The sequence below is a fragment of the Cellvibrio sp. ATLC23 genome (assembly GCF_057196725.1).
Genome location: NZ_JBXUOS010000006.1, coordinates 260,859 through 279,779, shown reverse-complemented (window position 1 = coordinate 279,779; position 18,921 = coordinate 260,859). Strand labels below are relative to the sequence as shown.

The window sequence follows — 18,921 nt, the reverse complement described above, 5'->3', positions numbered from 1 at the left end:
ATTTCATCGTGACTAAATTGGTGCATGTTGCCGTTGGTGTGATTGTAAATGCTGATGGCAAAATTCTTATCGCCAAACGCCCGCTAAGCGCCCATCAAGGTGGTTTGTGGGAGTTTCCTGGCGGTAAGGTCGACGCTGGCGAAACAATTGAGCAAGCGCTCGTGCGTGAATTGCAGGAGGAGCTTGCGATTAATGTGCTCGCCAGTCAGCCGCTTATTCAAATTCGCCATCACTACCCAGATAAATCCGTTTTGCTGAATGTTCAAAAAGTCACCCAATTCTCGGGTATTCCGGTGGGCAATGAGGGGCAGCCTGTTCAGTGGGTAGATGCCAAAGCACTGCAGGACTTTGAATTTCCCGCTGCGAATCGCCCGATTATTGCTGCGATTAATCTGCCGGAAAAATATCTGATAACCGGTACCTCTCGCGATGAAGATGATTGTATTGCGCGATTAAACAAGGCGCTGGCACAGGGCTTATCTATAGTGCAGCTGCGTATTGCCGACTTTTATTTGAATACGCATCAGTCGTTGCTAAATAAGACGCTGGCAGCGGTCAACCAAGCCAGTGCTCGCTTGGTAATTAATTGCTCGCTTGCTGAATTTGCTCGAATCGCAAATTCTCGCCCTGAGCAAAATCTGGGGTTACATCTCAATAGCCATCATGCTGCGGCTATACGTCAACGGCCTGTTGCACCAGAGGTGTTGCTTGGTGTTTCCTGTCACAACGCAGAAGAGATTATTCATGCACAACAGATAGGTGCAGACTATCTCGTCTTATCGCCGGTATTGCCGACCAACTCCCATCCATCGGTGCAGTCATTGGGCTGGGAACTGTTTTCCACGCTTGTAGAGCAATCAAACGTGCCTGTGTATGCTTTGGGTGGGGTTGGCGACGAGCATTTAACTGTTGCGCGCTCGTGCGGCGCACAGGGTGTTGCGGGCATTAGTGCTTGGTGGTAGCTGGTCGGTGAAAGGTAGAAGTTGCGCTCTGAGTTCAGTAGGGCAGCGATTACTGATGCTGTTCATCCTCTGAATTAATATCCAAATTGTCCCCCGCGATGCGATGGTTTTCGCTCGCCCATTCACCTAAATCAATCAGGCGGCAGCGATCACTGCAGAAGGGGCGATGAGGAAAGTCATCATTCCAGAGCACTGTTTTTTTACAGCTGGGGCAGGCGAGTTTGAGCGATGTCAGGTCAGAGTCGGGCGATGTGCTGTGCATAATAAGTCAGTTTGTTTGAGTGTGTGATTTTACGCTGGACTGCGCCAATTCAAGATAAAGTTGATGCAGCTGTTCAACTTGGTTTTCCAAGGCGTCAATACTGCCGTAGTTTTCAATAATGTCTGTCGCTCTTGCACAACGCTCTTGGCGCGTGAGCTGGGTTTGCATAATGGCTTTGATTTGCGCCTCGTTGTTTTGGTCGCGCTGAGTGGCACGCGCCAATTGCAGTTGCTCGCTAGTATCGATTATTAAAGTGCGATCCACTAATTGATATTGTTGTGTTTCCAGTAGCAGTGGCGACGCAAGAATCGCGTAGGGGCTGGTTGCGTTGGCAAGTTGGTGGCGAATTTCGGCGTTAATAATCGGGTGTAATAGGGCTTCGAGCCATTTTTTTTCCGCAGGGTCGGCAAAGATAATGGTGCGCAGCTTGGCGCGGTTGAGATTGCCAGCGTCATCAAGAATATCTGCGCCAAAGTGAGCGGCAATCTCTGCTAATGCCGGCTTTCCTTGTGCAACTACTTCGCGCGCGACTATATCTGCATCAACAACCTTTATACCACGTGCGATGAATCTATTGCTCGCTTCAGACTTGCCGCTGCCAATGCCGCCTGTGAGTCCAATAATCAGAGGCATTTATACAACCTAATGAACAACAAACAGTTTTAAGTAGGATTGATTAATGGCATCGCCCCAGATAAAAGCAATCCAACCGGCGATGGCTAGATAGGGGCCAAAGGGAATGGGGATGTTTTTATCGCGACCACGAATAACAATCATACTGATGCCAATTACTGCGCCCACAAGCGATGACAGCAAAATAATCTGCGGCAGCATTTGCCAGCCCATCCATGCACCGAGCGCGGCGAGTAATTTAAAATCGCCGTAGCCCATACCCTCTTTACCCGTCACCAGTTTAAAGAGTTTATACACCGACCAGAGCGCCAAGTAACCCGCTATTGCCCCCCAGAGTGCGCTGGGCAAATCCGTAAATGCGCCAAAACTATTGGCGATTAAGCCGAGCCAAAGCAGGGGAAGGGTAATATCGTCTGGCAGTAAGTAGGTATCAAAGTCGATCATGGTCAAGGCGATGAGCGACCAAGTAAATATGAGTGCCGCCAAACCGTTCCAGTTGACACCAATATAATAAATAACGGCGACAGACAGTAAGCCTGTCACTAATTCAATGCTGGGGTAACGAATAGAAATGTTGGCTTTACAATTGGAGCATTTTCCACGTAAAAACAAATAACTAATGACAGGAATGTTTTCCCAAGGTTTGATCTTGTGGCCGCAGTGGGGGCAGCGAGAAACAGGAACCATTAAATTAAACGGTTCCTGCTTTGCATCGTTAGTAGGGAGAGACGCTATATCGCCATCATTGGCTAAGAAATCGCGACATTGATTTTGCCAGTCCCGCTCCATCATCTTGGGCAGACGATAAATAACAACGTTTAGAAAACTGCCAACGAGTAAGCCAAGCACCAAGGTGCAAGCCAAGCCTAACAGTGGATAGGCTTGCAGAGCTGAAAATAACGTCACGTTTATACAACCGCACCGAGTTGGAAGATGGGGAGGTACATTGCGATCATCAATCCACCAACTAGTACACCCAGCACTGACATGATTAAAGGCTCAAGTAGAGAGGTAAGGCTGTCAACCATATTATCTACTGCTTCTTCATAGTAAACAGCAACTTTATCTAGCATTGCATCTAGCGCACCAGATTCTTCGCCAATTGCTGCCATCTGAATTAGTAGGGTTGGAAAAATAGCTCTAGCTTTGAGCGCGGTGTTTAATTGGATACCTGTTGATACATCATCTCTAACTCTAATAATTGCGTCAGCATAAATCCTATTGCCCGCAGCTCCAGAAACTGAAGTTAATGCATCAATAAGGGGGACGCCAGCAGCAAATGTAGTTGCAAGAGTTCTAGCGAACCGCGCCATAACTGAAAGATAAACAATTTGCCCGATGATTGGTACCTTTAAAATGTACCGATCCATGAGGTATGCGAAGCTAGCTGATCTGTGTTTTGCCTCCTTAAACGCGAAAAGGCCGCCAGCGATGCTTACTAAAATTATAAACCAATATGCTTGTGCAAATTCTGATAGGCCTAATACAAACAAAGTAAACGCAGGAAGTTCGGCTCCAAAACTGCTAAATGTTTCGGCGAATTGCGGTACTACTTTTACTAGAAGCACTCCTGTAACGACAATGGCGACCACCACTACTGCTATCGGATAGGTCATAGCTTTTTTGATTTTTGCTTTCAGTGATTCTGTTTTTTCTTTATAGGTGGCTATTCGATCAAGCATCGTTTCCAGCGCGCCGGATTGTTCTCCTGCGTCCACCAGATTACAAAAGAGATCATCGAAATATCTTGGGTGCTCTTTAAGAGAGTTTGCAAAACCACCACCCGCGGCAACACTATCTCGAATACTTAGTACCAGCTTGCGCAAATTAGGATTTTCAAGTCCATCGGCTACAATATCAAATGCTTGAACCAAGGGTACGCCAGCCTTCATCATTGTAGCCATTTGGCGCGAAAACACAGCGATATCCGTTGGCTTGATTGCTTTTCCTGTGGAGCCAAACAGAGGCTTGGCCTTTTTTGAAACTGTTCTAGCTGTAATTCCCTGTTTGGCTAGCAGAGTTTTAACAATGGTCGGGCTACCGCCATTTATTTCCCCTTGTATTTTATTGCCCTTCTTATCCACACCTTTATAGGTATAGGTATTGGTGGTAGGAACTTGCTTGGCTTTAACTACTGCCTTCGTCTTGGTGGACGCGCTACTAGTTGATTTTGATGTGGATGTTAATGCCATGGATTAATCCTTGGTGACTCGGTTGGCCTCTTCGAGGCTGGTTAGTCCCATTGCTACTTTACGCAATGCGGAAACCCTAAGGTTATTAAAGCCAGCTTCCTTTGCGGCGCGCGCAATTTGAAGTGAATTGCCGCCTTCCATTATAAGGTTGGCAATCAGTGGGGTGATGCGAACTACTTCATATACGCCTACGCGCCCTTTATAACCAAGGTTGCATTTTTCACAACCAACTGGGTGGAAGAGTTGAAATTCTGCGCGCGGTATACCTATTTCGTCAAACCCTTCCTCTGTCAGAATATCTGCAGGGATATCAGTAGCAGGTTTTTTACATTGCGGGCATAGTCGGCGAGCAAGTCGTTGGGCGATAATCAGGCTAACGCTAGTTGCAACGTTAAATGCCGGAACCCCCATATTTAATAGGCGAGTTAATGTTTCGGGGGCTGAATTGGTATGAAGTGTAGATAAAACCAAGTGGCCAGTTTGCGATGCTTTAATTGCAATCTCAGCAGTTTCCAAATCTCGAATCTCACCGACCATGATTATGTCAGGGTCTTGCCGCAAAAAAGAGCGGAGCGCTTCTGCAAAGGTAAGGCCCACCCGGGTGTTCATTTGAACTTGGTTAATACCTTCAAGGTTGATTTCCACTGGATCTTCTGCAGTGGAAATGTTTACCTCTGATGTATTGAGAATATTAAGTCCTGTGTAAAGCGAAACAGTTTTACCGCTACCTGTCGGTCCTGTAACCAGAATCATTCCTTGCGATTGGGCCAATGCATCCATATAGAGCTTTTTCTGTATATCCTCATATCCCAGCGCGTCGATCCCCAGTTTTGCAGAGCTTGGGTCGAGAATACGCAGTACAATTTTTTCACCGAAAAGAGTAGGCAATGTGTTTACACGAAAATCAATTGCCCGTGTTTTGGATACTTTTAATTTTATGCGCCCATCCTGCGGCATGCGGCGCTCTGATATGTCCATTTGCGACATAACTTTTAAGCGTGCAGCCATGCGTGTAGCCAGATTTACTGGCGGACGCGACATTTCAGTCAGTACACCATCGGTACGAAAACGGATCCGGTAGCTTTTCTCGTAAGGTTCAAAGTGAATATCAGATGCGCCTATTTTGATTGCATCCAGCAATACCTTATTAATATATTTAACAATCGGTGCCTCGTCAGCTTCAGAGGTGCCTTCATCCACTTTTGCATTTGGATCGACGGCTTCAATATCCAGATCATCTAAATCACCATCTAGCCCGCCAAGTGCATCCCCCAAAGTCTCTTCTTGAGAATTGAGATATTTATCTATCGCTATTTTTAGTTTGTCGGCCTCAACTAACACTGCCTCTGTGTTGATTCCGGTATTAAACTTGATTTCATCAAGTGCATGTAAATCAGTGGGGTCAGTGACTGCCAAGAAAAGACGATTACCGCGACGGGCAAGAGGTAATATATGGTGTTTTCTGACGAGTTTGTCATCAACCAGCTTTTGAGGTATGGCGTCACCATTCAATGCGTCAAGATCAAAAACGGGGGAGCCAAATTCTTCTGATGCCACACGAGCAATTGTTCTTGCATCTAAAATTCCGTGCGCAACTAAATGTTGAACAAAGGGAGTTTTTTCTTTTTTTGCATGAGATGCTGCTTTGGAAGCAAGCTCTGCATCCAGAAGGTTATCGGCAACCAGGCGCCTTGCAAGGCCATTGAGGGGGGTAGGGATCGGGGTGTTCATGAAAGCTTCTCAAGTCCGCAGGTTTTATTTGTCTCGTAGCTGGCGAGTGATACTAACTCAACTTTAGCAGCTTCTCTCGATTACCGCTTCTCTCAATAGTGAGATTTGGCGTCATAGCTCAATCTGGGTTCTGTTTTCACTTGGCGACTATCGCTTAGTGACAAAAAAGGTCACTTAGCGACTCTTTGTGCCTCCGTTAATGGGTATTTACTTGCATGATTTAGTGGTTGTTTCATTACAGCAGGTATAAATACAGCGATGCTGTATGGTGTTGCCATTTGGTGCGTGTAAGTTGGTATGCAGTTTGCTTCTGGGTAGGTGTGTTATGTTTTATCGTGTAAGTAATTTAACTGTGGAGAAAAGTTTATGAGTAAGTTAATGCAAAAGGGTTTTACCCTGATTGAATTGATGATCGTTGTTGCTATTATCGGTATTCTGGCTGCTGTTGCGTTGCCTGCTTATCAGGATTACACCATCCGCACCCAAGTGTCCGAAGGTTTGGCATTGGCCGGTGAGGCAAAGGCATCTGTTTCTGAGTTCCGCTCCAACCGCGGCAGATTGCCGCCAAATAACGCATCTGCAGGTATGGCAGCTGCTGTTAGTATTGTTGGTAATTACGTGACATCTGTAACAGTGAACGATGGCGGTATAACTATTTTGTATGGTAATAATGCCAATGATCGCATTGCTGCTGCTACTCTAGGTTTGACGGCTTATGCTGCTGGTGGCGCTAACAGTACTGCTCCATTGGCATGGGTTTGCGCTACGGGCAAGCCGCCGGCCGGCACTACTTTGATGGGAACTGCTGGTACAACATCTGCAACTATGCTTGAGAAATATCGCCCATCTAGCTGCCGCCCATAATAGGTTGTAAGCTGGTATAAAAAAGGAGCTTCGGCTCCTTTTTTTATTGGCATCCACATTTTGTAGACAAGATTTTATGCGTTTATTGTTCAATTCTATTGGTCTAATCGCAATTGGTATAGTGCTAATTGTTGCCGCTTATTGGCAGGGGCTGGGCGGCCCTTTTATATTTGATGACTTTCCCAATATTGTTGACAATCAGGTCTTTATTGAAGAAAAAGGAATTTTGGATGGTGCTTTTTCCACCAATACCGGGCCTTTGGCTCGGCCTATTGCTATGGCATCATTGTGGTTGAATTACCATTTGAGCGGTGATGATCCTTGGGCTTATAAAGCAACAAATTTGTTTATTCATTGTATCTGCGTACTACTAGCCATTTTTTTTATTCTGCAAGTGCTTCGAGCCTATGCCCATCGTTATAGCTCAATTGTTTGGCTTGATGCTTCTAAACAACTGCGTATAGCTATTTTGTCGGGTGTGCTTTGGGGGCTTCACCCTATTAATTTGACGTCCGTGCTCTATGTTGTTCAGCGAATGACGTCTTTATCCGGTCTGTTTGTTTTATTGGGCCTCGCGCTCTACTGTTGGGGGCGTAATCAAATAATTAGCGAGAGGCAAAGTGGTTGGTGGTCTATCGTTATTGCGTTCTTTGTTGTATTTCCTTTGGCTGTGTTTAGCAAAGAAAATAGTTTGGTGTGGCCGCTTTGGGTGATGGCATTGGAGTGGTTAATTTTTGGTTATCGTGCGCCATTTATATGGCAGAAAAAAATATTTAAATACTCACTGAATACGGCTTGTGCTGCGTTGGTTTTGCTCTGTATCTGGCTCCTGTTTGATCACCAATGGATAGTAGGAGGTTACGCTAGCCGTGACTTTACTCTTGAAGAGCGTTTTTTCACGCAACCCCGAGTGTTATGGAGTTACGTATATTGGGTATTGGTGCCGCAACTTAATAGTTTTGGTTTGTATCATGATGACTTCGTTTTGTCTTCATTCTTGTGGCAGTCATGGGCAACTGTCATTGCGTTTGCATGCTGGTTTTTGGTTGTGGTCGCCATAATTGCTGGGCGCAATCGCTTTTCATGGTTTAGTCTGATCTGGCTGTTTTTTTTAATAGGACATTTGCTTGAGTCAACGATCTTTCCATTGGAGATGGTGCATGAGCACAGAAATTATATTCCAAGCCTTGCGCTTGTCTTGCTTGTGACAATTTGTCTCATTCGTTTAACTGAAGCTAGACGGTACAGAATTGGTGCGACAATTCTAGGTCTTTTAATAATCGGCTCCCTTTTCTTTATAACCGCTACTCGCGCTAATCAGTGGAGCAGCTTGCCTCGGTTAACCTGGGCTAACGTGCAATCGCACCCCTTTTCTGCCAGGGCTAATTATGAAGTTGGTGTTTGGTATTACGATGCTTATTTAAGTGCTAAAGAGGGGAGCAAAAGAAGGGAATATGCAGAATATGCTCAAAAATATTTCAGGATTTCCTCTGAGTGCGATAAAAAAGGAACTAGTGGACTCGTTGGATTATTGTGGTTGGAAAGTAAAAGTGACGCTGGCATCGTAGATGCCAGCAGTGACTACAAGGAATTGATCAAGCGTATAGCTAGTCAGCCGATAGGTGAAGCCAAGGGAGGGCAGCTTATTAGTTGGTTTCAATGCTATATGCGTGGTGAGTGTAGCGTCGAGATAGGGTTAATGCGCAATATTTTATCGACAATAATAGAGAGTCAGAGAGCATCTGAGCGAGTCAAAGGGCGCCTTGCTCATCTTTTTGGGTTGGCTATGCTAAAGCAAAAAAATACAGACTCTGTAATCTTTATTAAGAAAGCTATTTCTTTCGAGCCGACAGAGGGGCAATACTGGGTCGCTTTAATCCATGCCCTGATCGACAATGGAGACTACGCTGAAGCTAATCTTGTGTATGAGCAGTTCGCAAAGAATCATAGTGACGCTTTTACTGCGTTGCAAATGAAGTTAAAGCCATATCGCGAACTATTAAATCGATAATGTTTTTTAATAGAGATAAGCTATGTCATTTAGGTTAGATGGAAGCCGTTTTTATGCATTTTCGATACATATCCTTTTAAGTGCAGTTATATTTTGTGCAGTATTTTATGTGTTGGTCATGCTTTGGTATCCGGATATTTTTTTTACTACAGATGGTGGACTAAAGGGTTTACAGTTAATTGCATTGGTTGATGTTGTTGTTGGACCCGTGTTGACTTTGATTTTATATCGGCAAGGGAAAAAAGGATTGAAGTTGGATTTGACTATCATCGGTGTGTTACAGGTTTCTTTTTTGGTTTATGGGATATGGGTGTTGTATTCGCATCGCCCGGCTGCGTTAGTTTTTTACAAGGATACTTTTTATTCCATGGGGGTTGAAAAATACAAAAGCCAAGAAAATGGACTAGAAAAAATAATGTCAGTTGCCGGTAGTCTTCCTGGGTACGTTATGGTTAATTTGCCAGATAATTGGGATGAAATTAGGGAGCTGCGCAGAAAAGCCACAGCCAAAGGTGAAGCGTTATTTGCCCAAGCAAACTACTATGTTCCGCTTAAGTATCATCAAAAAGAAATAGTTAAATATGCGCGGGAAGTCGGCGGTTTTTTAGATGAGTCTCCGCAAGAAAAAATTGTAATGGATAAGTGGTTAGCAAAGCGTGATAAAAGAATGGAAGACTTTATTTATATTCCGGTAGTGTCTCGCTTTAAAAGTTCTGTTTTGGCGGTTGACCCTCTTTCGGGAGATATTAAAGGCTGCGTGGGTATTTCTATTCCCGCGCAATTCCAACTTCCTTTTATTAATTCGAGTCAGTGAGGGTGCATGATCGCTAATTTTTCTATAGTAATCCCTGCAAAAAATGAGGCCAAAGGGCTTACACAAATATTGCCTGATTTGAAGGCTATGCATCCTAATGCGGAAGTCATTATTGTTGATGATGGCTCAATCGATGAAACTCGTGAGGTGGCCCTATCGTTTAATGCAAAGGTTATTTCACATCCGTATAGCAAAGGAAATGGTGCGTCTATCAAAACAGGTTTGCGAGCAGCAACTGGCACTGTAGTGGTTTGTATGGACGCAGATGGGCAGCACCGCCCAGAAGATATAGTGTTATTACTGGAAAAACTGAATGAAGGTTGTGGGTTCGATATGGTCGTAGGAGCTCGCGACAGTTCGGGGCAGGCCAATATTCATCGCTCTTTTGCTAATGGCTTTTATAATAAATTTGCCAGTTGGATGGTCGGCCATAAAATACATGATTTGACCTCGGGCTTTCGCGCTATTCGCCGCGAAAAATTTTTAGAATTTGTGTCCTTATTGCCAAATAAATTTTCCTACCCCACGACGATTACAATGAGCTTTTTTCGTTCGGGTTATTCAGTTGCTTATGTGCCCATTGCTGTTCAAAAGAGGGTGGAGGGCACGCAAAGCCATGTTCGCCTGATGGCCGATGGTATTCGCTTTTTAATTATTATTTTTAAAATCGGTACTTTGTTTTCGCCGCTTAAGCTGTTTGCACCTATTAGTATTTTATTATTTTTTTCAGGTATAGGTTATTACCTGTACACATATCTGGGTGATGGTCGTTTTACCAACATGGGCGCCTTGTTGTTTAGTACCTCAATCCTTATATTTCTGATGGGGTTGGTATCAGAGCAGGTGACTTCGTTGTTGTATAAGGATAAGCCTTGAGAAGGCTATACGAGCCAATAGCCAAGTCGAAGTGTCGAAACTTAAAGGCAGTACTTTCTGGATGTTGCTTACGCGTCCGATGATGCGTGCGATTGTAGAGGCCGAAATTCATTGATTCGAAGCAAGTGGAAAATTTTTGCTGTGCGCTGCGCAGACGGTGGGCTATAGATGATTGAACATGCTTAGGGGGCCTATCGCCCTTGGTGCTATACGTACTAGTTCTGTTCTTGGGTTGCGTCTGGTCTTGCAGGCAGGGACACTTTTACTTCTAGCATCAACCCTTGGGGCAGATGGGTTCGGACTCTATGCAGGGCTTGGCGCCATGGCCGTCTTGTTGGGCTCAATGGCTAACTTCGGAACCCATTTGACTCTACTGCGAGATGTTTCTCGTGCGTCTCTTGATGCAGATGTTGCCTTACGAGTCGCGTTGGGTACCACGGCATTTTGTGGACCCATATTATTGATCGTATACATTATTCTATCGTTGGTTTTGTTTCCCATACCAAATGATGCGTATTGGGTTGTTGTTCTCTTTGGGTGTGCGGAGGTGGTCTTCCAACCATTCTTGGTGGTTGCAGCGATGGAGCGTCATGGTCGGGGTCTGGTTGCTCGCTCGCAGATTTTGTTGATCTATCCGCTGCTATTGCGTTTACTTGTCATCTTTGCCGTTGCATGGAGTGCCCCACAGAATCCGTTGTTATGGTATGCGTTGGGTCATTTGGTAACAGTTATGCTCGTGCTTGGCTTTGTCGTTCGGCGGATGCCAGTCGAATGGCGTCATCCCTTCCAGTGGCAGGTGGCGCGTCGGTCTCACTGGCGCGGTCTCACGGGTTATGCCCTGATGAATGTAAGCGCAAATGGAGTGGCTGAGCTCGATAAAATGTTGGCAGCTCGTCTCCTGCCAATAGATGTCGCAGGCATCTACTCTGCTGCATCAAGAATAGTTGGCTCACTCGTAGTCCCGGTTATGGGAATGATCCTCTCGGCGATGCCGCGTCTATTTCGCGACGGGTCGGCTTCCCGCATATATCTTCAGTATTGGTTGTTCGCCCTTGCAGGTGCATACGGAATTATGGCTGCAGTCTTTATGACACTTATCGCGCCATGGGTCGAGTCTGTGTTGGGTGTGGCGTATGCTGGTATCGGTGAGCTTATCTGCATGCTGGTCTTTGCCATTCCAGCGGTGTGTGTACGTGCAGCAGCCACCAACGTGCTTACCACGCTTGAGCGGCCATGGATGCGGATTGGCTTGGAGTTGGTGGGGTGGCTGGTTATTGTTGTATTGGCGTTTGTTTTTGTTAAATCATCTGAAAGTAGGGGGCTAGTGTTTTCGATCATTTGTTCCGAATGGCTTCTCGCGGTTGGTTCGGTCGTTCTAATAAATATGATTTCAGTTTCCTCGCATAAATCCACTCACGGAATCAAATCAAAATGATCAACGATTTAACCCCACGTCAGTCGCACCTCGCGTTTCTCGATACCGTGCGAGCTTATGAGTTGGATTTAGCAAGGAGTTATTTGCCTGCCAATGCTGAAAATGACGTTCCGTGCCGACTGTTAGAAGTGGGTGCAGGGACAGGAGCTCAGGCAAAACGCCTATCTGAGCTTGGCTACAAGGTTTCTGCCTTGGATGTTCGAGGTGGTAGTTATAATAAGGTTCGATGTTTCGACATAGTGGAATATGACGGGATAAACTTACCCTTTCCGAACAGATCGTATGATGTCGTATTCAGCTCACATGTTCTTGAGCACGTCGTTCATCTGGATGAAGTACTCAAAGAGATGTATCGAGTGCTGGCGGATGATGGAATATGTATTCATTTGGTGCCTACGCCATCCTGCAGGACGTGGAGCCTTGCTGCGCATTATATTTGGCTAATAAGGCGCGTCGTGCAGCGCTTACTGATTTTTCGCAGCGCAACCGCTGATGTAAAAGATACGCCACGTATGCCCACTAGCGTTGCGGCTTGGTTCTGGACCTTGTTTCCTGCAAGGCATGGGGAAAGAGGGAATACAGTTACCGAGATTTATTACTACTCGCGCCATTTCTGGCAAGACAAATTCAAGAAATGTAACTTCCGTATAGTTCATATGAGCTCCAATGATCTTTTTTATACTATGGCGAATGCAATGGGCTCGGCTGTAAGTATGAAGAAGCGGCGTTTTATGGCGCGGATATTCGGGAGTGCATGTCACATCTATGTGTTAAAAAAGGATTCAAATTGATGGGTGATTTTTTTATTTCATATGTGTTAATTGCGCTGAGGAGTCTTGGTAATGCGTTGTCCTTCGGGGGGCGCTTGCAGACCCTACAATCTATTTTTCGGCGTGTATTTCGATTGGTAAAGAGAGAGGTTGTAGTAACTGACTTTGATGGAACGTTCCGCATGCATTTGCGGCTCTCAGAGCATATGCAGCGCCGAATCTTCTGGATGGGTTTTTACAGTACCGATATCGTTGCGCTTTTGAAGCGGGAGCTTCGGCAGGACATGGTCGTTGTTGATGTGGGGGCAAATATCGGCGAAATTTCTTTGGTTGCGGCGCAGCGAGTTGGCGTCACAGGAAAGGTGATTGCGTTTGAGCCAGTGAGCGTCATTGCAGAGCGGCTCGCCGAGCATGTTCGGATAAATGATCTTAGTCAGGTAATTATAAGAAGAGAGGCTTTGGGAAAAGCTGGAAGTGGTCGCATGCCTATTTATGAGTCTTGTGGGCAAAATGCGTCTGAGGAAAACCTTGGATTGGCGAGTTTGTATGGTGCGTGCGCAGGTCAAAATCCAATCGAATATGTCGATGTTATTACCCTTGATGATGCCTTGGCTTCTCTCTCGCTGGCAAGAGTTGACTTGATAAAGATTGACGTGGAAGGAGGTGAGTTGGCATGTCTCCAGGGGGCAGAGGGGGTGTTGCGGCGTTTTCGGCCCATGCTTATTGTGGAGGTTCAGGCATTTTCTGCTCGCCAAGCGGGCTGGTCCGTTGGTGAGCTTTTTCAGTATCTTGGTGGATTTGGTTATGAATTCTTCACAATTGGTTCAAGGGGGCGCTTGAGTTTGCTGGATTTGAATGAGCTGACTGATTTTCAAAATGTATTTTGCAGGGGACGAGAGGAACTGAAGAGTGAATAAGCCGTCAGCTTGTTTTCCATTGTCCTGTTTTGAGGTAGGAGGGCTTGAGCGTGTGCAGACGCGCATTGCAATGGGGCTGATAAGGTTCGGTATCCAGACTGAACTGGTGACCCGTCAGACTGATGCGCAGGCGCAAAGTTTGCTTAGCCCGGAAGTGATGGTGCGTGCACTTGGCGGTGGAAGATGTGTGTTTATTTACAGGCTGGCTCGCTGGCTCCAAAAGACTAAACCAAATGTGATTTTTACCAGTGCTAATGATATTGGGTGCATTGTTCTACTGCTGCGTTTTCTATTTTGGCGGGACTCTAAAGTTATATGGACGCAACATTTATCAATTTCCGGTCCCTTACAGGCATCAAAAGGAATGAAGCGACTACAGCTATTAATTGAATTATGGCTAATGCGCCGTTTAGTTAAATCTGCAGATGTGGTGGTCGCTGTGTCGCAGTCGCTCGCTGGCGATATGAAATGTCTGATAGATCCTAATTTGCTGATTCAGGTTGTATATAACCCCGTCATTGCTGAGGACTTTGAATTGCTGAGCGGGAAGAGGATCGATTGGCCGTGGTTAGATCATGCAGTACCTACGGTTATCTTTGTGGGGCGATTGGCTCGTGTTAAACGTATTGATTTGTTGCTCCATGCATTTGCAATCTGTACCCAATCGATGCAGGCAAGATTGCTTGTTATAGGCGATGGCCCGGAGTTTGGTGTGGCGAAGGAGCTCGTAACGAACTTGCATCTTGAGGAGGTTTGCTCCTTCGTTGGGTATTGCGACAACCCGCTCCCTTGGATTCGTCACGCTAATCTATTGGTCTTGTGTTCCGACTTCGAGGGCTTTGGGCTGGTATTGGTTGAGGCAATGGCATGTGGCACCCAAGTGGTTTCGACAGATTGTCCTCATGGTCCCGCCGAACTGCTTTCTAAAGGGCGATATGGACGTTTGGTTCCAGTGGGTGATGTCGATGGATTGGCAGCTGCCATATTGGCCAGTTTAAAGCATCGTTATGCTGCGGTAGATGATCTTAAAGCGCGCGCTGCTGAATTTAGTGTTGAAAGCGCAGTTGCGCATTATCTGGCGATTCTGAATGGCTTGGTGCGAGCTTGATTTATCTGTAGACGTTATTTTAGAGAGAGCGCTAAATTAGTAATCTTATCTGCTGCTTCTTTTGCAATGACCTTCCAGCTCATATTTATTTCTTCAGTTAGAGCAACGGGATTTCGGATTTGTTTGATAATTTTTTCTGCTATGTCTTGAGGGTCATTTGGTTCTGCCATTGCATTCTTCAGTTTGGCGGCATGTATAGAAAAATTACTTTGCAAGTTTGGGGTGCGTGTTGCCACAATTGGTCTTTGAATACAAAAATACTCGGCTATTTTACAAGAGGATGCCATGTCAAGGTAAGGCGATCGGCGATAGGGTAGTGCTAGCAGATCGCAAGCGGACATTGCTGTTGGTATATCTAAATATGGAATGTTACCTAAATAAGTCACTCTTGGTTTGTTTAAATCAAGGTCAATACGCATTTTCCCTGCAATCAATAAATCACAAATAAATCCTTGTTCAAGCAGCAATGCATGTGCTGCAAGTAGATCATCAATACCCCTGTCAGTGTCTAATGAGCCAAAGTAACCAATATATAACGCTTCTGTTGGTAGGCCTAATTTTCTTCGACTTACATACATATCTATTGGCTTGAATAGATTTGTGTCAACTCCATTAGGAACAATGCAGCTTTCCTTAACTATATCCTTTAGTGAATTTTCCAGAGCTTGGCTGGAAAATAAGCATAAATCAGAATTTTTCAACAAAAACTTATAGGAATTAAAACCCAAAAAATTAAAATAAGCTCCAAATTCATCATATTTGTCATAAACATCAAAAATAAATTTTATATTCATTTTTTTTGCTAATCGATAAGCCATTAAACCAATGTAGCAATCGCCACTGGCCACAATAACATCTGGGTGAGAGATTGATCTTCTCTCTTTAATATATTGTTTGAATGCTTCGCCAGTTCTTATAGGTGTGGAGATGATTGTAAAAGAGTTGTGAGTTGTGTTGATTGACTCTTTGCTATGGTAATCAATGAGCCAAAGACGAGTGTGAATATTTTCTTGTGACCAGTGCCATGGGAGTTGGTAAATGCGGCCATATTTTTCTGTTAGTGCATCGCGATTTGTGTAAAAGCGCTTGCCAATAAAGAGAATATTCATGTTTTTGGTTAGTGCCCTTGGAGTGGTTGTGCCAAAAAAATTACGGTAAAGCATTGTACGGATACATAATTTCCACTATAGGTATGAACTTCTAATCAATATTGCTGAAATCCGTATCATGTAATTGCCTAATAAGTTTTTTTCCAAAGTTAGGCCATGAAAAGTGTTTAGAGAAATCTATGCATGATTTTCGAAGTTTTTCCCTTGTTGCTAATGCTCGTAGTGTGGTTTCTGCGAACATTTGATAATTATTAGATTCAACTAGAAAACCAGATTCTCTCTCACGCACTGCATCGACGATACCTCCTGTTGTAAATGCAACAGTTGGAGTGCCATGTGCTGCCGCCTCAATTGCGACCATACCAAATCCTTCCGGGTCACCGGGTATTTCTCTCACAGGAAAAACATGTACTGCTGCACATCGATATGCACTAGATAGTGTGTCTGTATCAGTGATTTTTCCAAGAAAGTAAATGTTGCTCCCAATACCTTTTTTATCTGCCTCTTTCTGTATTTCAGCTTGTGTTTGGACACTTGCATATAAAGAATCAGTTGGTGCATCACCTATTATGACTAAAATTGTACTAGGTTGCTCTTCAAGAATAATGGGAAAAGAATATTTAACAAATTCCAGTAAGCCTTTTCTTGTGGTCAAGCGTCCGACTGAAAGTAAAATTGGTCCATTTCTCAAGTTGAATTTGCTGCGAAAGTTATTTTCGTTATTAGCTTGTAGAAAATCAGGAATAGATACTCCTGGATTAACAATGCCAATGCGGCTTGAGTCAACTCCAATTTTTCTAAGTTGTTCTGCTGTGTGGGTACTGTTTGCAATCACTCTGTCTAATTTACAAATAGCAGGCAACCATAACAGCTTATATAACGGATGTTTAACCGCAACGTCGAGCCCGTGTACATAGGCAATAGCGTGAGCGCCTGTCATTCGTGCACTAATTAAGGCCATTGGTGCTGTAAGCCCACTTCCTGCAAGGATAAATTTCGGTCTAATTTTTTTGGCCAACTGAACCGATTTCCAGCTTGCAGCTATTAAAAAATACCATAGCGGTTTTAATTGGATGCTCGTAGATTGGGTGCCTGTTGGTATGAGGCGTGTGGACTCCTCAGGACAAATCGCATGCACATTGAAATGTTCAGATAGCTCATCAAGAATATGCCAGTTCAGTCTTTCCATGCCTCCAACAAGAGGGGGGAGATTTCGCGTTATTATGATTATTTTTTCTTTGCACATATGAGATATGAAAGCCAGTAGCGAATATTAGTGTAACGTTTGTATTGAGGTTTTCTGGTGGCTATAGCTCATCCTTAAAATGTTCTTCAAATAGCGGATACAGGCTTAACACATAATGTGCAGTAAGATGTTTTTGGTCTCTATAAATAATAAATTCACTATTTCTAGCAGAGCATAATTTATTGGGGCACACCGCATCGTTAAGATCTATGTGGTAAATTTTTGAAGATATTTTTGATGCGTTAATAGTTGCGCTCCACATTTCATCCTCAACAAGGGGGTCATTTTTATTGGAGCAAGAAGATCTGCCATTATACAGACATTGTGGGCCATGGAATGGCAGCTCTGGTGTGGGTCTTAAAATGTAAATTTTGTTCGTATTTATCACAATTTCTTTCAAGAAGTTTTCGGATCGTTTTTGCCATTCGAGAGGAGTTAATGTATATCCTCTAGCTGAACCTAATATGATTATATCGGGTTTTAACTCGGCCAGCTTGTCTATAGTTTTGTTCTTCCATCTATCACATTCGGTATAATCTCGGCCTATTGTTTTATAAAACACTGTTCCATCTATCATTGGGCAGGCGGATTTTGTTAACACAATAAGCTGCCATCCGTGATCGAGAAATACTTTTTCAATGGCAGGGAACCATTGAGCTCCAATACTATCGCCAAGAAGTAGAATTCTTTTTGATGCGTCAGGGTTGCCAAAATAACATGGCTTAACTTCGGAGCTTGTGTACCATTGATCGCATCCCATTTCATAAATTTTAGATAGGTTGCGAGTTGCGGAGGTTAGCTCGGTATAATTTATGACGTTCAGAGATACTTTGTTGTACCAACGAATAAAAGAAAGGCAGGTAAGGAGCATTATAAATATGAAGAACGTTAATTTCCAAAATGGTTTGAATTGTAAGAATGAGCTATATCTTATGGGTGATTCGACCATCCTGAATGTTAAAAAAGCCAGCATCCATGCGAATATACAAAGAGCTGTATTAATAAGTATGCTTTCATTTGCAAATAAGATTTTACCAATTATTAAAATTGGCCAGTGCCATAAATACCAAGAATAGGATGTCTTTCCTAGAAGTTGCATAAACTCCGTAGAAAGATATTTCTTAAAAATGAATGAGGGGCCGTTTAGACATGCATAAATAATGAATGCTGTTGCTATAGTAGGTAAAACAGCCAAAAGGCTTGGATAGGTTTGATTTTTATCGATTGAAATTAATGTTACTAAAAGTAAAGCCAATCCGATATGGCCCCACAAAAAATTGTATTTGTTGATGTTGTTTTTTTCTAATAAAAAAAACACGAGTCCACCAACGGCAAATTGCCATGCCCTTAATGGCATCAAATAGAAAGCTTTAATTGGTGAGAAAATTGAGAGGTACATGCAGCTGAAAAAGCTAATTGCTGCAATCCCACTCAAAAATAATATCAGGCTGGACAGTGATCGTTTATAGCACCATAAGAGCATCATTAATGCCGGCCAGATAATATAAAATTGTTCTTCTACTCCTAGTGACCAAGTGTGTGTAAAAGCATTTGATGATGCATCAGTTCCAAAATAATCGATAGTTGAAAATGCAAAGTAGATGTTGCTAGCCCAGACGGCTGCACTTGCTCCTGCTTCTATATGTGCTAATTGCTCGTGCTTGGGCAGTATGTGAGAAAGAGCAATTCCTGTTGTGACAATAACAACAATTAAGGCGGGTAGTAGGCGTTGAAGTCTTCTAATATAAAAATTACTGAAGCTAATGCTGCCTCTTTCTTGTATTTCCTGTATAAGTAGCCGAGTGATTAAAAAACCCGAAATCACAAAAAATATGTCTACTCCAATAAATCCCGCTTCAAGTCCAGGAATGCCAGCGTGCGCTGTAATGACTAGCAATATTGCTACGGCACGAACCCCTTCAATACTTCTATCTTTTTTAACGATATTATCCATCTTGGATTGATGCCTTTTATATTGATTATAATTTTTA

General features: G+C 43.9%; 17 protein-coding genes. 9 read left to right on the top strand and 8 right to left on the bottom strand.

The annotated features are described in order from the left end of the window. Nucleotides 1-8 precede the first annotated feature (8 nt). Nucleotides 9-962 (top strand): Nudix family hydrolase, encoded by a 954-nt coding sequence (locus AC2CG4_RS12135; protein WP_484486500.1) that lies wholly within the window; start codon nucleotides 9-11, stop codon nucleotides 960-962. 49 nt (nucleotides 963-1,011) lie between these two features. Here the strand turns inward: AC2CG4_RS12135 and yacG are convergent, their stop codons facing one another. From yacG to pilB, 5 genes are read right to left on the bottom strand one after another with little or no spacing between them, the layout of a single operon-like run. Beyond that, nucleotides 1,012-1,224 carry a DNA gyrase inhibitor YacG gene (yacG, locus tag AC2CG4_RS12130; protein ID WP_484486499.1) on the bottom strand — a complete coding sequence of 71 codons (213 nt, stop codon included), beginning with the start codon at nucleotides 1,222-1,224 and terminating at the stop codon, nucleotides 1,012-1,014. 6 nt (nucleotides 1,225-1,230) lie between these two features. Then, complete coding sequence (gene coaE, locus AC2CG4_RS12125; RefSeq protein WP_484486498.1) at nucleotides 1,231-1,857, bottom strand: dephospho-CoA kinase; 627 nt, start codon at nucleotides 1,855-1,857, stop codon at nucleotides 1,231-1,233. A gap of 9 nt (nucleotides 1,858-1,866) precedes the next feature. Then, on the bottom strand, nucleotides 1,867-2,763 hold the full coding sequence (locus AC2CG4_RS12120; RefSeq protein ID WP_484486497.1) for a prepilin peptidase: 897 nt from the start codon (nucleotides 2,761-2,763) through the stop codon (nucleotides 1,867-1,869). A 2-nt stretch (nucleotides 2,764-2,765) separates the two neighbouring features. Next, nucleotides 2,766-4,049 carry a type II secretion system F family protein gene (locus AC2CG4_RS12115; RefSeq protein ID WP_484486496.1) on the bottom strand — a complete coding sequence of 428 codons (1,284 nt, stop codon included), beginning with the start codon at nucleotides 4,047-4,049 and terminating at the stop codon, nucleotides 2,766-2,768. A 3-nt stretch (nucleotides 4,050-4,052) separates the two neighbouring features. Next, the gene (gene pilB / locus AC2CG4_RS12110) at nucleotides 4,053-5,780 is read right to left on the bottom strand and encodes a type IV-A pilus assembly ATPase PilB (RefSeq protein WP_484486495.1); all 1,728 of its coding nucleotides are present in this window, start codon (nucleotides 5,778-5,780) and stop codon (nucleotides 4,053-4,055) included. A gap of 366 nt (nucleotides 5,781-6,146) precedes the next feature. On the opposite strand from pilB, the gene AC2CG4_RS12105 reads away from it, so the two are divergent. From AC2CG4_RS12105 to AC2CG4_RS12070, 8 genes are all read left to right on the top strand, one after another. Further along, nucleotides 6,147-6,644 (top strand): pilin, encoded by a 498-nt coding sequence (locus AC2CG4_RS12105; RefSeq protein ID WP_484486494.1) that lies wholly within the window; start codon nucleotides 6,147-6,149, stop codon nucleotides 6,642-6,644. A 76-nt stretch (nucleotides 6,645-6,720) separates the two neighbouring features. Next, the gene (locus AC2CG4_RS12100; RefSeq protein ID WP_484486493.1) at nucleotides 6,721-8,655 is read left to right on the top strand and encodes a tetratricopeptide repeat protein; all 1,935 of its coding nucleotides are present in this window, start codon (nucleotides 6,721-6,723) and stop codon (nucleotides 8,653-8,655) included. A gap of 22 nt (nucleotides 8,656-8,677) precedes the next feature. Further along, nucleotides 8,678-9,469, top strand: a complete 792-nt coding sequence (locus AC2CG4_RS12095; RefSeq protein WP_484486492.1) for a hypothetical protein — start codon at nucleotides 8,678-8,680, stop codon at nucleotides 9,467-9,469. Between the two features lie 6 nt (nucleotides 9,470-9,475). Then, a complete protein-coding gene (locus tag AC2CG4_RS12090; protein ID WP_484486491.1) occupies nucleotides 9,476-10,345 on the top strand; it encodes a glycosyltransferase family 2 protein in 870 nt (289 codons plus the stop codon). A gap of 322 nt (nucleotides 10,346-10,667) precedes the next feature. Next, on the top strand, nucleotides 10,668-11,780 hold the full coding sequence (locus tag AC2CG4_RS12085) for a lipopolysaccharide biosynthesis protein (protein WP_484486490.1): 1,113 nt from the start codon (nucleotides 10,668-10,670) through the stop codon (nucleotides 11,778-11,780). Continuing rightward, the gene (locus AC2CG4_RS12080; protein WP_484486489.1) at nucleotides 11,777-12,571 is read left to right on the top strand and encodes a methyltransferase domain-containing protein; all 795 of its coding nucleotides are present in this window, start codon (nucleotides 11,777-11,779) and stop codon (nucleotides 12,569-12,571) included. Before AC2CG4_RS12085 ends, AC2CG4_RS12080 begins: the two co-directional genes overlap by 4 nt. After that, entirely contained in the window at nucleotides 12,571-13,467 is an 897-nt protein-coding gene (locus tag AC2CG4_RS12075; RefSeq protein ID WP_484486488.1) for an FkbM family methyltransferase, read from the top strand. The genes AC2CG4_RS12080 and AC2CG4_RS12075 overlap by 1 nt, the downstream gene beginning before the upstream one ends. Continuing rightward, nucleotides 13,460-14,575, top strand: coding sequence for a glycosyltransferase (locus AC2CG4_RS12070; protein WP_484486487.1), 1,116 nt, complete (start codon nucleotides 13,460-13,462; stop codon nucleotides 14,573-14,575). The genes AC2CG4_RS12075 and AC2CG4_RS12070 overlap by 8 nt, the downstream gene beginning before the upstream one ends. 14 nt (nucleotides 14,576-14,589) lie before the next feature. Here AC2CG4_RS12070 and AC2CG4_RS12065 read toward each other — a convergent pair whose 3' ends face one another. From AC2CG4_RS12065 to AC2CG4_RS12055, 3 genes are all read right to left on the bottom strand, one after another. Further along, nucleotides 14,590-15,684, bottom strand: a complete 1,095-nt coding sequence (locus AC2CG4_RS12065; RefSeq protein ID WP_484486486.1) for a glycosyltransferase — start codon at nucleotides 15,682-15,684, stop codon at nucleotides 14,590-14,592. A 91-nt stretch (nucleotides 15,685-15,775) separates the two neighbouring features. Then, the gene (locus AC2CG4_RS12060) at nucleotides 15,776-16,873 is read right to left on the bottom strand and encodes a glycosyltransferase family 4 protein (RefSeq protein WP_484486485.1); all 1,098 of its coding nucleotides are present in this window, start codon (nucleotides 16,871-16,873) and stop codon (nucleotides 15,776-15,778) included. A 118-nt stretch (nucleotides 16,874-16,991) separates the two neighbouring features. Continuing rightward, nucleotides 16,992-18,884, bottom strand: coding sequence for an acyltransferase family protein (locus AC2CG4_RS12055; RefSeq protein ID WP_484486484.1), 1,893 nt, complete (start codon nucleotides 18,882-18,884; stop codon nucleotides 16,992-16,994). Nucleotides 18,885-18,921: the final 37 nt, after the last annotated feature.